The sequence below is a fragment of the Corynebacterium sp. DNF00584 genome (assembly GCF_001552965.1).
In the GTDB taxonomy this organism is placed as follows: Bacteria; Actinomycetota; Actinomycetes; order Mycobacteriales; family Mycobacteriaceae; genus Corynebacterium; species Corynebacterium phoceense.
On the sequence record NZ_KQ959769.1, the window covers coordinates 52,918 to 65,615 of the forward strand.

Consider the following 12,698-nt stretch of genomic DNA (forward strand, 5'->3'; position numbering starts at 1 on the left):
CAGGGTGATGGGGTGGGGATAAGTAGACAGGTGAGACGGAATGCTTAGACGAAACCGCCCTCGCAACTAGAAAAGGCGGAGGGCGGCTATCTATTCTTCAGTCACAAAATGCGCGGTGCGCTCTGACTTCTTCTTAGAACGGAAGGTCGAAGTACTTGCCCAGGAATGCAAGCAGGGTGCCCAGGGCACCGATGACAGCGGTGAAGACGGCGATCCAGTCGCGGATTTCCTTCGGCTTCATGTCCTTGATGGAGGAACCCTCGTCCTTCTTGTCGTCTTCGTCCTTGGAGTCGCTTGCGGCCTTCTGTGCGGCCTCGAGGGAAGCCTTGGCGGCCTTGAGGGACTTCTCAGCGTTGGCCAGGGACTCCTTGGCGTTGGTGACGGAAACGTCAGCAGCCTTGTCCTCGGTCTCCTTAGCGGCCTTCTCGGCAGCGGCAACAGCGGTCTTGGCAGCGGCGACGGCGTCCTTAGCCTTCTTGACAGCAGCATCGGCGTTGGCGACGTTGCCCTTCTCAGCAGCCTTGGCTTCCTCGGCGGCCTTAGCGGCAGTCTCCTCAGCGGCCTTAGCGTCCGCAGCAGCCTTCTGCGCAGTCTCGACAGCATCGGCGGCGGTGTTGGTGTTGTTGGTCTCGGCGGGGGCAGCGGTGCCAGGGTTGTCCTGAGCGGAGGCAACGGAAGCGCCACCGAAAGCAACGGCAACGGCGGTAGCGGAGGCAATGAGCGCCTTGCGGGAGAAGAACTTCATGTTGTGAATCCTTAAAAAGAAGTCGCGGTGTTACAGACGCGTCTGATAGTAACGGCGTCGTTATAGCTTTGCAAGCGCTTTTTGATGATCAACCCCAACCTGTTATTTCCCTGTGAGCTTGAACGTTGGGTGGAATGCGCCTGTTAGGTCTATGAGCTGGGCGCTTGCCTGAGAGTTTTAAGTTTTGTCGCCAGAAATTAAATGACGCGGGTGTAATTTTATGTCGACCGTCACAGCTGGCTTGAGGTGAATATTAAGTGGAGGAGAGGCTTTCAGAACGCCGGCGCGTGCGACGGTGGGTGAAGGGGGCATCGGAAAGCTAGGGAAAACGAAGAAAGCCCGCCCCGGTGAGGGCGGGCTGGGATAGCAGTATTAGGCGACCGAGACGGACTCGATCTTGACTTCCTTGGCGGGGGCGCCATCGGTGGCGCCGTCCTGAATGCCGAGGCGGGCGATCTTGTCCACGGTCTCCATGCCTTTGTCAGTCACGGTGCCGAAGTAGGTGTAGGCCGGAGCCAGCGGCGAGTCGTCGTAGTTAATGAAGAACTGCGAGCCGTTGGTGTCCGGACCGCTGTTCGCCATGGCGAGCGAGCCCTTGGGGTAGGTCACCGGGGAGGACTGATCCTCGATCTCATCGGTGGGGTACTCGTTAGCGAACTGGAAGCCCGGGCCGCCGGAGCCGGTGCCGGTGGGGTCGCCACACTGGATGACGAAAATGCCAGACGAGGTCATGCGGTGGCAGACCGAGTCATCGTAGTAGCCCTGCTTGGCCAGGGAGGTAATGGCGTTGACGGTGCACGGTGCGAGCGCGCGATCGAGCTCCATGGGGATATCGCCCTGGTTGGTCTTGAACGTGACCTTAGCGGTGCCCTCGGTGGAGATGTCCTTGCCGTCCGGGACCTTGGCGCCGTTGTCGTCGGAACCCTGGGACTCGTTGTAGGTGCACTCCACGGTCTTTGCCAGCGGCGTGGCGCGCTTGCCGGTAAGGGCAACGGCCTCCGGGGTGGCGGTCGTGGTGGCGTCTTGGGAGGACTCGGCGACCGACGCTGCGTCGTCGTTGCTGCGGGTGGCCATGTACGTAATGCCGCCGCCGATGGCGAGAATCGCGAGGAGGGAGGCGAGCACGACGCCGAGCGGGCGGGCCTTTTCTTTGCGGTCGCGGGACTTGAGCTCGCGCTCAAGCTGGTTGAGCGCCTCTGCGCCGCGCTGGGAGTTATCAGCCACTGGAGTTCTACGCTTTCTGTAGGTAACGGGCACGTTTCGGGGCCTCCGTTCGCGCCGCGTGCGGTGGGGCCCGCGGCGTGAGGAAGCTAGCGCCATTATCTTACGCGACGCGGTGTCCACGGTTTCACACGTGGGCACGCTGATCATCCCTTATCGCTGGATTGACGTTAACTGTATTGCCCCTTGGTATGGCCGCAATCACTTTTACAAAAACTCCGCAGCGCCGAATGGCGAGGTGCCGAAGTCTTCTCCCGTTCGAGCTCGTGGGCGCTCACTTCAAGCCGATGAAGGACTCGGGCTTCGCTGGCAAGCGCCTGGTGCTGTCCATCTTCCCGTTGATTGATACGGAAGCGTGCAGTTCCTCTGTACGCGAGTTGAATGAGCGCGCGGCCTGCATGGAGGTGTATATCGAATCACCTGCCGTTCGCGCTGGCGCGTTTCTGCTCGGCGGAGAATAGTGAAAACGTTGTGACGGACTTCCGCTTCACGTGTGGTGATGATTGCGGCAAGACCATCCCCACTTCGCCGGCGAACGGCCTGCGTGCGAGCGGTGTTGTGGTCATAGACCCCTATTCGGAGCTCAGTCTCTGAGTTTGAGCGCCAGTCCGATGACGACGCAGCCATCGACGCGCTCTATTCACCGCGCGGTAGTCTCGTCTCCATGGATATTTATGGATTCGGAGCCGGCCCCTACAAGGCGAATACCTATGTTGTCGCCAACGGTGTGCGCGCCTTTGTTGTCGATCCTGGCCTCCATGCGCGCCAGCGTGTGCTCGATCTCGTGGCGGAGCACTCGTTGACGCTTGAGGCTATTGTGCTCACGCACGGCCACGTGGACCACTCGCGCGAGGCGGGGGACCTCGCGGCGGAGCTCGATATTCCGGTCTATATTCACCCGGACGATGAATTCTTCCTCGACAAGGCCAAGGGCATGTCCGAGCAGTCCCGCCAGCTCTTCGATGCGGAGAATATGCTCCCCATCAAGGACCTGCGCTATCTTTCCGGCTCCACCCTGGAGCTTGCCGATGCCCCCTTTACCCTCCGCCATGCCCCCGGTCACTCGCCCGGGTGCGTGCTCATTATCGGCGAGGATTTTGCGCTCACGGGCGACGTGCTCTTCCGCGGCTCCATCGGCCGCACGGATCTTTTTGGTTCGGATCCGGAGGCTATGCAGGCCTCGCTGCGCGGACCTGTGTGGGAGCTTGACGATAAGCTTGCTATTCTGCCTGGCCACGGGCCCACGTCCACCATGCGCGCGGAGAGGGCGACCAATCCGTTCCTCATCCAGATTGGGGAGGTAATGTAAGTGGCCGTGAGTGATAAGAAGCAGTTTAAGGCCCTGTCCGCGCCGAAGGGTGTGCCGGATTATGTTCCGCCGCAGTCGGCTACTTTCTACAAGGTCCGCGAGACCATGGTGCGCGAGGCGCATCTGTCTGGCTTCCAGCACATCGAGCTGCCCATCTTCGAAGACACCGCGCTCTTTGCCCGCGGCGTGGGCGAGTCCACGGACGTCGTGACGAAGGAGATGTACACCTTCGCCGACCGTGGCGACCGATCCGTGACGCTGCGCCCAGAGGGCACCGCCGGTGTCATGCGCGCCGTCATCGAGCACAACCTGGACCGCGGCCAGCTTCCGGTCAAGCTCAACTACTTTGGCCCGTTTTTCCGCTACGAGCGCCCGCAGGCCGGCCGTTACCGTCAGCTCCAGCAGGTGGGCGTCGAGGCCATCGGCGTCGACGATCCGGCGCTCGACGCTGAGGTCGTAGCCCTGGCCGACCGCTCTTTCCGCGCCCTCGGTCTCTCTCAGTTCCGCCTCGAGCTCACGAGCCTGGGTGATAACACGTGCCGTCCGGCCTACCGGGAGAAGCTGCAGGCGTTCCTCTTCAAGCTGCCGCTCGATGAGGAGACCCGCCACCGCGCGGAGATCAACCCGCTGCGCGTGCTCGACGATAAGCGTGCCGAGGTGCAGGAGATGACCGCGGATGCGCCGCTCATGCTCGACTATCTGTCGCCGGAGTGCCAGGAGCACTTCGAGACCGTCACGGGTCTCCTCGACGACATGGGCGTGGAGTACACCATCAATCCGCGCATGGTTCGCGGCCTCGACTACTACACGAAGACGTGCTTCGAGTTCGTCCACCCGCTCCTTGGCGCGCAGTCGGGCATCGGCGGCGGCGGCCGCTACGACGGACTCATGTCGCAACTGGGCGGCCAGGAGCTTTCCGGCGTCGGCTACGGCCTGGGCGTCGACCGCGCGCTGCTCGCGCTCGAGGCCGAGGGCATTGAGCTCGAGGGCACTTCCTCCCGCGTCGACGTCTTCGGCGTGGCGCTGGGTGCCGAGGCGAAGAAGAAGATGGCGCTCATCGTCAACGACCTGCGCAAGGCTGGCATTTCCGCCGATATGTCCTTCGGCGACCGCGGCCTCAAGGGCGCGATGAAGGGCGCGGACCGCGCCGGTGCCCGCTTCGCCCTCGTTCTCGGCGACCAGGAGCTTGCCAACGGCACGGTGGCGCTCAAGGACCTCGCGGCCCACGAGCAGCACGACGTGCAGCTCGCGGACGTTGCCTCCGAGATTTCTTCGCGTCTGGCCTAGCAACTCGTCCTCCCCGCGCCCGCGTGGCGCGGGGATTTTCCTATTCTTGGTGTCCTGCGCGCACGCCGGCGAGGTAGAGGTCAACCATCTGCGCCTCGATGTCGGGCTGATACTCGGCGAGATCCACCGTGCGGGGGCGGGTGAGGGCAAGCAGTCCCGTCACGAATTCGAGGTGGGTCACGCCCGGACCGATGGCGCCGGCCGCCTGACCGCGTGCGATAAAACGGTCGCCGCCGGCGATGAGCTTCTCCAGCTCGGGCAGCAGCGTCGGGTCAAGCGCAGAGAGTTGCTCGGGGACGAATACCGGGACGAGTGTGGCCGCGCCGATATCGAGCAAGGCCTGGGCGTAGTCATGCACGAGTGCCTGTGCTGCCGCGGCGTCCGCGTCCTCGAGCTGGTGGTTGATGTCTTGCTGACGCTCGAGAAACGCGAGGCCCATGCGCTCGGTACACGCGATGGCGAGGACGTCCTTGTCGGCGAAGTTGCGGTAGAGCGTGGCAATGCCCACGCCGGCACGCTCGGCGACGCGGTCAAGGGTGACCTCTGGACCCTGGGCGCGGAAGAGCTCGATGGCGGCGTCGATGAGGGCATCGCGGCGGCGGAGGGCATCGGCACGCATGTGGAGACACTACTTTCTAGATATAGACGAGACGGGTTTCGTGTACGACGCGGCGCGGTCCAGGGGCGCTACCGGTTGGTCACTGCGTTGGCGCGCGGGAGGCGGCATCGGGCAGCAGGCCGAGCAGAAGGTCAACGAGGTTGCGGTGCTCAGTGCCGTCGAGGCCCAGATCCGTCTTGGGGATGTTATCGGGGACCGCACGCAGCGCGCCGAACTCGCGCTCGCGTGTGCTCTCCGCGGCAAGAAGGTCCGTGACCTGGTAGTAATGACGTTGCCCATCGCGTTCGGCGACGACGTTGATTTCTTGGGCTGGTGGTCACCGTATGCCGGGCTCTGGCCAACGGTGACGGACAATCCGCGTCAGCGCAGCTCTTGAAAGACGATGTTTTCTAAGACCAGCTCGATGTCTGCCGCTTTGAGCTGGGGTGTCGTTTATAATCGACAGCCCAGCTCCGGGGTGTGCGCGAAGAGAAACTGGTGAGAACGGGACTGCTTAGCACTCGACCTGAGAGACGGCGAAGCCGAGCGTTTTCGCCAGGCCGCCGATGGAGGTCTCCTTGTACTTGTCCATCATGTCGCGGCCCGTCTCCGCCATCGTCTCCACGACGTCATCGAGGGAGACGCGGTGTTCGCCGTCGCTCATCTTCGCCAGGCGCGCGGCATTGATGGCCTTGACAGCACCGATGGCGTTACGCTCGATGCACGGAATCTGCACGAGGCCGCCCACCGGGTCGCACGTGAGCCCCAGGTTATGCTCGAGGGCGATCTCGGCGGCGTTTTCGACCTGGCGCGGCGTGCAGCCGAGGAGCTCGGCCATGCCGGCTGCGGCCATCGAGGAGGCCGAGCCGACCTCGCCCTGACAGCCGACCTCAGCGCCGGAAATCGACGCGTTCTGCTTGATGATCATGCCCACGGCACCCGCGGTGAGCAGGTAGCGGCGAGCAGACTCGCGCGTGAAGCCTGCCTGGAAATCGCGCGCGTAGTGGAGGACGGCCGGGATAATGCCGCACGCGCCGTTCGTGGGCGCCGTGACGACGCGGCCCCCCGCGGCATTTTGCTCGTTGACGGCGAGTGCGTAGAGGTTGACCCATTCCATGGCGGAGAAGCCGCAGGATTCGTCATCCTGGCGGTTGAGGAGCTGCGTGTAGAGCTTCGGCGCGCGGCGCGTGACGTCGAGGCCGCCGGGCAAGATGCCCTTCGTCGCGATGCCCTGGGTGACGCATTCGCGCATGGTATCCCACACGAGGTCGAGATGGTCGAGTACGGCTTGGGCGCCACCCTCGTCGGCATGGAGCTTTTCCTCGTTAGCGAGGACGACCTTCCACACCGGCAAGCCGGTGCGCTCGCAGTGGGCGAGGAGCTCGGCACCGGTGGTAAACGGATAAGGCACCACGTCATCGACGGAGGCGGCGGCCATGCCCGCGGGGACCTCGTCCGAGGCGCGCAGCTGGGCGTCGAGCTCGGCGCGCGAGAGGATAAAACCACCGCCCACCGAGAAGTACTCGGAGTTCGACGCTACGAGGTTGCCGTCCGCGTCCCAGGCACTGAAGATGAGGCAGTTGGGGTGTTCTGGCACCGGCGTCGGGTCGAAGCCGATAGAGAAGTCGAGCGAGCCCAGCGGGCCCTTGACGCGGCCGGCGGAGGGGATAATCGAGCCGGGTGCGGGCTTGGCGTCGAGCGGCACGGTAAGCGGCTCCCAGCCGGCAAGTCCCAGGATGACCGCGCGGTCGGTCGCGTGGCCCTTACCCGTGGCGGCGAGCGAGCCACGTAGCTGTGTGTGGACCTTCGCCGGGAACTCGGGCAGAGACTCCACGAAAACCTTGGCCGCGCGCATGGGACCGACGGTGTGCGAGGAGGAGGGGCCGATGCCGATCGAAAAGATATCGGTGACGCTAATAGTCATGGAAAGATGAGTCCTTCGGAAAATTCGGGGTTGCCAAAGGGATGACGACCCATCCTAACGCGTGGCCGCGACCGCGCCGCGCTGGCTCACGAGAGTGGGGTTAAATGGGGGTATTCGCAAGGTTCGCCCAGCTCATGCATAGTTTACGGCCGCCTGCAATAATGCAGAAGGCCGCGGCGGCGACGGACTAGTCGCCGGTATGACCGCCCAAGAGCTGTTCGAAGGGCACGAAGTCTTCCTCGAGGTCGAGGCCGGTCTTCCGGCGCGGGGAGGAGTTATCATTGCTGCCGATGCCGCTGAGTCCCCCGACGCGGTCCGAGGGCCCCACCATGAGGTCGGCCAGCTGGGCCGCGGCGCGTTCGATGCGGCGTGCAGTCTGAGCGCCTTCCTCGGAGCCGAAGGAGTCCGTGGACTGGTAGATGCCCGTGGGGACGACGACGGCGTGGAGGTAGTTAAACAGCGGTCGCATGGCGTAGTCGAGCATGAGCGCATGCCGCGTCGAGCCGCCCGTGGCGCCAATGAGCGTGGGCAATCCGTCGAGCGCGTGCGTGTCGAGCGTATCGAAGAACATCTTGAACAGTCCCGAGAAGCTGCCCTGGAACGCCGGGGTCACGGCGATGAGCCCGTCCGCTGTGGAGATCGCGCGCTTGGCTTCGTCGAGGTGCGGGGTCACCGCGCCCCAGTTCGTCATGGCCTCGGCGAGCTCACCGGCGAGCTCGCGCAGCTCGAAGACGGTGGTCTTAACGCCCTCGCCGCGGGCGCCGATTGTGGACTCGGTGGCTGCGGAGAGGGCATCGGCAAGCTTGCGGGTGGAGGAGGGAGTAGACAGGCCGGCGGTGATGACGACGAGGTTACGCATGGTTTTCCTCCTTGGCGGGTGCGACCTGGAAGTGCGGGGCGTCGCGGTGGTCCTGGAGCCAGCCGTGGGTGGGCGGATCGGACGGGACGTGGTCCGGGCGGCGGGCCTCCATGCGGCGGCGCAGCTCGGGCACGACCTCAGTGCCGAGGATTTCCACTTGCTTGAGCGCGAGCTCCTGAGGGAGCCCTGCGTGGTCGACAAGGAAGAGCTGACGCTGGTAGTCGCCCACCCAGTCCGCGAACTGCATGGTGCGATCGATAACCTGCTCCACGGTGCCGACGGTCAGTGGCGTCTGTGCGGTGTAGTCCTCGAGCGAGGGACCGTGGCCGTAGACCGGCGCGTTGTCGAAGTAAGGACGGAAGGTGTCCTTGGCTTCCTGCTCCGTGTCTGCGATGAAGACCTGGCCTCCCAGGCCGACGATGGCCTGATCTGCGCGGCCGTGGCCGTACTTCTCGTAGCGGCGGCGGTACATCGCGACCATCTTCGCGGTGTGTTCCTTGTTCCAGAAGATGTTGTTGTGGAAGAAACCGTCGCCGTAATACGCGGCCTGCTCTGCAATCTGTGGGGAGCGGATGGACCCATGCCAGACAAACGGCGGCACGCCGTCGAGCGGGGCCGGGGTGGAGACGTACGAGTGCAGCGGCGTGCGGAACTTGCCCTGCCAGTTGACGACGGGTTCGCGCCACAGGCGACGAAGGAGGTGATAATTCTCAACGGCGAGCGGGATGCCCTGGCGGATATCTTTGCCGAACCACGGGTAGACCGGGCCGGTATTGCCCCGGCCCATCATGAGATCCACGCGGCCGCCAGCGAGGTGCTGAAGGAAGACGTAATCCTCGGCGATCTTCACGGGATCGTTGGTCGTAATCAGCGTCGTAGACGTCGAGAGCTGAATATTCTTCGTCTGCGCCGCGATGAAAGCTAGGTGCGTCGTGGGGGAGGATGGCACGAATGGCGGGTTGTGGTGCTCGCCGGTAGCGAAGACGTCAAGTCCGACTTCCTCGGCCTTGAGCGCGAGCTCCGTCATGTTCTTAATGCGCTGCGCCTCGGTGGGTGAGGTGCCGTTGGTGGGGTCTTTCGTGACGTCACCGATGGTGAAAATACCAAACTGCATGGCCGTGGCCTTTCCCTATAATTAATTCATTCGCTATTTACGTTTAATCCTTGAATAATTCTATATGACGTAACAACAACCGGAAATTCATCTATTCCCACTCGACGGCGTCGATGAGTTCAGACAGGTCAGAGGGGGTGATGATGCGAATGGGGCTTTGGTTCTTCTTACCGTGCTCCGTCATGACGGCTGCACATGCGTGCGTGCCGTCCTTCGCGGGATCCGTCAATGCGTCTATGGCCTCCTGCGCGGTGGCCTGGCGGTCAAGGAACACGGCGCGGTCTGCAGGCTCGCCGAAAGCGAGGACTTCTCGCACGGTCACGGCGTCGAGCTGGCTATTATCCTCAAGGTCCGCGGCGACCCACCGCGTGATGACGTTGGTGGTGAGCAGCTGGAGGAACGAACCATTCTCATAGATGGGGATTTGCGAAAAGTCGTGTTGGGCGATGAGGCTTAGCGCCTGTGAGATGGATGCATTGGGTTCCAGCACGACAACGTCCTGTCCCCCCAGGATTCTCAAGGCCGTGGGCGGATTAGTAAGCAGGTCGCGCAATCCTTCGATGCTTTCGACGACGCGCGGGTGCGGCTCTGCGATGGGGGCGCCGTCGTAGTAGCGGCCATGCGCGATAGCGTTGCGCAGGTTGGAATAGTCCTTGAGCGTTTCCGCCTGCTTGCCTGAGAGGATGTGCCGCTCTACGGCGCGGTCCGCCATCCACCAGAAGGAGTCTGAATTCTTGGCGTTGAGCCGGGAGCGCAGATGTTGTTCGATGTCGTTGAATGCGGCGAAGAAGGCTGCGGAGGTGTGCGTCATGGTGCCCGAGTCTACCTGCGTGACCACACGCTGACAGCGCGCGAAAACGACGGAACCGCCAGCCCGGGTGACCGGGCGGCGGCTTAGGCGACTGAGGTGATTATTAGAAGACGACGCGAAGGATGGACACCGTCACAGCGGCGATACCTGCGGCGGCCGGTAGCGTGATGACCCATGCCAAGGCGATGGGCTTCATCAGGTTCCAGTTGGCTGCCTTGTTGACGATACCGATACCGAGGACGGCGCCGATGAGGATATGGGTCGAGGAGACCGGCAGGCCCAACAGGGACGCGGCCATGACGACTGCAGCGGCGGAAAGCTCAGCGGCGAAGCCGGAGGAAGGGTGCATTTGGGTCAAGCCGGAACCCACGGTCTGGATAACGAAGCGACCGATAAACCACAGTCCGGCGATCAACGCAATGCCCATCGCGATCATCACGGCCGGAGGGACGGCTGCCTCATCCGAGATCTGGCCGGTCTTGAGCACGTCGATGACGGCGACGAAGGGGCCAATCGCGTTGGCGATGTCGTTGGAGCCGTGAGAGAAGGCGAAGGCGGAAGCGGTAAAGACCTGCATCCAGCTAAAGAGCAGGAAAGTCGAGCGCTGCAGCGAGTGGCGCTTGAGGGTGCGCGCGAAGATGGCCACGGCCATCCACACCACGGCGCCCACCATGCCCATGATGAGGAAGTTTTGGAGCGAGGATAGGTCAAGGCCCACATGCTTGAGGCCCTTGAAGAGCATCATCGCGGAAATGATGACAGCGCCCGCGGCGGCGAGAATGGGCACCCAGTTTTCCAAGGCGCGGTGCGCGTTGACGCTCGACTGCTCCATGTTGATGGCGTAGAGCTCACGGTAGTAATCAGACTCGAGCTGGTCAGCGTCGAAGTTCTCTTCAGCCACGAGGGCGGCGTCGCGGGCCATGGCGTTGGTGTAGGAAATCTTCTGCAGCTCGTCCATGCGGTCGAAGCTGGACTTGTGCTTTTCGCGCATTTCATAACGGCGGGTCTTAATTTCCCGCAGCTTTGCGTCAGCTTCGTCGTTGTAGTAGAGGATGGAGCGTTTAATCCAGCCAAAAAGCAGCCAGGCCGCCACACCGCCGAGTACGGGGGAGAGGACCCAGGAGATAGCAATGGTGCCGATGCCGCCCCACTGGACCATCTCCCAGCCGCCCTTGTGGGTGGTGAAGCCGACGGTGAGAGCCGCGCCGACGATGCCGCCGATGATCGAGTGTGTCGTCGAAACCGGCCAGCCCATGCGCGTGGCGACTAAGAGCCAGGCTGCTGCGCCGAGGAGTGCGGCCATCATAATGTAGACAAACTCCATGGGATCGAGACCATTGATGGCGTCGAGGTCCACGATGCCGGAACGCACCGTGTCTGTAACTTCGCCGCCTGCCAGGATGGCGCCCGAGACCTCAAAGATGGCGGCGACGGCGAGCGCCTGCTTCATAGTCAGCGTGCCAGCACCCACGGAGGTGCCGAAGGAGTTAGCGACATCGTTACCGCCGATGTTAAACGCCATGAACATCGCGAAGATGACGGCGGTGATAAAGACGAGCTTGTTGGAGCCTTCGGCCACGTAACCGTTCGTCCACAGCAGAAACCAGACGAGCGTGACGGCCGTGAGCAAGCCGAACGAGAGATGCCATATCCAGTCATTGGATTTTGTGCTGCCCGGCGCACTGTTGGGTGCGGGGGCGGCAGCGTGTATCGCTTGGGACAACGGCTTTCCTTTCCTTCTAAGTCGAGAGCCCGCGAACGGGACCCGTCAAACCTAAAAGATCAAGGTTGCCAGGAGGTTAACGGACAGTGGCGTGGAGTTGGCTACTGTATACATAACGGCCCGTGACCACGTGAGATTACCCACTGTTGTCGCGGGCCTATGATGCGTGACTCTCACAGTGTGACGTTTAAGAGTTGTAGGCGCCGCGCTCCAAGTAGTCGCATGCGGACATCGTGCCCTCACGGTAACCCGTGAGGAAAGCGTTGCCACGCTGTTCCGAAGAACCGTGCGTCCACTGGTCGGGGCGGACCTGGCCACCGGAGCGACGCTGAATATTGTCGTCGCCCACGGCGCGGGCGGTATCGATGGCGGACTGCGCCTGCTCGTCCGTGATTTTTTCGATGTACGGCTCCTCGCCGTTGGCGCCTGGCTCAGAGGCATGGTGCGCCCAGATGCCGGCGTAGCAGTCGGCCTGCAGCTCGATCTTCACCGCGTTGGAGTCTTCGCCCGGCTGGTTGTAGTTCGACAGGCCGAGCGTGCCTTCAATCTGCTGGATGTGGTGACCGAACTCGTGCGCGACGATGTACTCCTGCGCAAGCGGAGCGTTCTCGGCGCCGAATTGGGTGAGCTGGTCAAAGAAGGACGTGTCGAAGTACGCCGACTGATCGCCCGGGCAGTAGAAGGGGCCGGTCTGTGCGCTGGCATAGCCGCAGCCGGAATTGGTGGCGTCTTGGAAGATGACAAGTCCCGGCTCCGTGTAGTCGAGCCCCGCCTGCTCCGGCAGGATGGCCGTCCACACTTGGTCGACGGAACGAGCCGTCGCCTCGACGCGGCAGTCGTCGTACGTGTTGGCAGCTTCTGCAGAGTCGCAGTGCGCGAGCGGATCGGTTCCGTCTGTGGATTCGCCGGACTCGATCTGGCCCTGAGAATCGTTCGCGCCCAGCATCCCGCCTAGATCACCGGGGTTGCCGCCCATGAGCAGGAACAGGCCGATGAGGAGCAGGGTGCCAATGCCGCCGCCGGCCGCAATGGTTCCGCCGCGGCGACCGCCTGAACCCGATCGTGCGCGCCTGCCTTCGTAATTTGCTCCTGAGCGAAATGTCATAA

Annotated in this window: 13 protein-coding genes; 4 read left to right on the plus strand and 9 right to left on the minus strand. The window is 63.1% G+C overall.

Features of this window, described 5'->3' with window-relative positions; translation table 11 throughout:
* Window positions 1–133 precede the first annotated feature (133 nt).
* Both HMPREF0307_RS13200 and HMPREF0307_RS11375 read right to left on the minus strand, forming a co-directional pair.
* Window positions 134–745: a hypothetical protein gene (locus HMPREF0307_RS13200; protein WP_066493073.1), complete on the minus strand. Its 612-nt coding sequence runs from the start codon at window positions 743–745 to the stop codon at window positions 134–136.
* A gap of 372 nt (window positions 746–1,117) precedes the next feature.
* A complete protein-coding gene (locus HMPREF0307_RS11375) occupies window positions 1,118–1,969 on the minus strand; it encodes a peptidylprolyl isomerase (protein WP_066493074.1) in 852 nt (283 codons plus the stop codon).
* A gap of 188 nt (window positions 1,970–2,157) precedes the next feature.
* Here HMPREF0307_RS11375 and HMPREF0307_RS11380 point away from each other — a divergent pair, with 188 nt between their 5' ends.
* From HMPREF0307_RS11380 to hisS, 3 genes are all read left to right on the plus strand, one after another.
* Window positions 2,158–2,427, plus strand: a complete 270-nt coding sequence (locus tag HMPREF0307_RS11380) for a thioredoxin domain-containing protein (protein WP_141759195.1) — start codon at window positions 2,158–2,160, stop codon at window positions 2,425–2,427.
* 203 nt (window positions 2,428–2,630) lie between these two features.
* Window positions 2,631–3,275 (plus strand): MBL fold metallo-hydrolase, encoded by a 645-nt coding sequence (locus tag HMPREF0307_RS11385; RefSeq protein WP_066493076.1) that lies wholly within the window; start codon window positions 2,631–2,633, stop codon window positions 3,273–3,275.
* A 6-nt stretch (window positions 3,276–3,281) separates the two neighbouring features.
* Window positions 3,282–4,562, plus strand: coding sequence for a histidine--tRNA ligase (gene hisS, locus HMPREF0307_RS11390; protein WP_066493297.1), 1,281 nt, complete (start codon window positions 3,282–3,284; stop codon window positions 4,560–4,562).
* Between the two features lie 40 nt (window positions 4,563–4,602).
* On the opposite strand, the gene HMPREF0307_RS11395 is transcribed toward hisS, so the two are convergent.
* The gene (locus HMPREF0307_RS11395) at window positions 4,603–5,181 is read right to left on the minus strand and encodes a TetR/AcrR family transcriptional regulator (RefSeq protein WP_066493077.1); all 579 of its coding nucleotides are present in this window, start codon (window positions 5,179–5,181) and stop codon (window positions 4,603–4,605) included.
* Here HMPREF0307_RS11395 and HMPREF0307_RS11400 point away from each other — a divergent pair.
* On the plus strand, window positions 5,180–5,557 hold the full coding sequence (locus HMPREF0307_RS11400) for a hypothetical protein (protein WP_066493079.1): 378 nt from the start codon (window positions 5,180–5,182) through the stop codon (window positions 5,555–5,557). The genes HMPREF0307_RS11395 and HMPREF0307_RS11400 overlap by 2 nt on opposite strands.
* Window positions 5,558–5,674: 117 nt before the next feature.
* On the opposite strand, the gene HMPREF0307_RS11405 is transcribed toward HMPREF0307_RS11400, so the two are convergent.
* The 6 genes from HMPREF0307_RS11405 to HMPREF0307_RS11430 all read right to left on the minus strand — a co-directional run bounded on the left by HMPREF0307_RS11405 (window position 5,675) and on the right by HMPREF0307_RS11430 (window position 12,696).
* The gene (locus HMPREF0307_RS11405) at window positions 5,675–7,084 is read right to left on the minus strand and encodes an L-serine ammonia-lyase (RefSeq protein ID WP_066493081.1); all 1,410 of its coding nucleotides are present in this window, start codon (window positions 7,082–7,084) and stop codon (window positions 5,675–5,677) included.
* A 187-nt stretch (window positions 7,085–7,271) separates the two neighbouring features.
* Window positions 7,272–7,943, minus strand: a complete 672-nt coding sequence (locus tag HMPREF0307_RS11410; protein WP_066493083.1) for an FMN reductase — start codon at window positions 7,941–7,943, stop codon at window positions 7,272–7,274.
* The gene (locus HMPREF0307_RS11415) at window positions 7,936–9,057 is read right to left on the minus strand and encodes an LLM class flavin-dependent oxidoreductase (RefSeq protein WP_066493084.1); all 1,122 of its coding nucleotides are present in this window, start codon (window positions 9,055–9,057) and stop codon (window positions 7,936–7,938) included. Before HMPREF0307_RS11415 ends, HMPREF0307_RS11410 begins: the two co-directional genes overlap by 8 nt.
* Before the next feature lie 91 nt (window positions 9,058–9,148).
* Window positions 9,149–9,868 carry a CBS domain-containing protein gene (locus HMPREF0307_RS11420; protein ID WP_066493086.1) on the minus strand — a complete coding sequence of 240 codons (720 nt, stop codon included), beginning with the start codon at window positions 9,866–9,868 and terminating at the stop codon, window positions 9,149–9,151.
* 103 nt (window positions 9,869–9,971) lie between these two features.
* Window positions 9,972–11,591, minus strand: coding sequence for an inorganic phosphate transporter (locus tag HMPREF0307_RS11425; protein ID WP_230384124.1), 1,620 nt, complete (start codon window positions 11,589–11,591; stop codon window positions 9,972–9,974).
* 187 nt (window positions 11,592–11,778) lie between these two features.
* Entirely contained in the window at window positions 11,779–12,696 is a 918-nt protein-coding gene (locus HMPREF0307_RS11430; RefSeq protein WP_066493091.1) for a KPN_02809 family neutral zinc metallopeptidase, read from the minus strand.
* Between the last annotated feature and the right edge of the window lie 2 nt (window positions 12,697–12,698).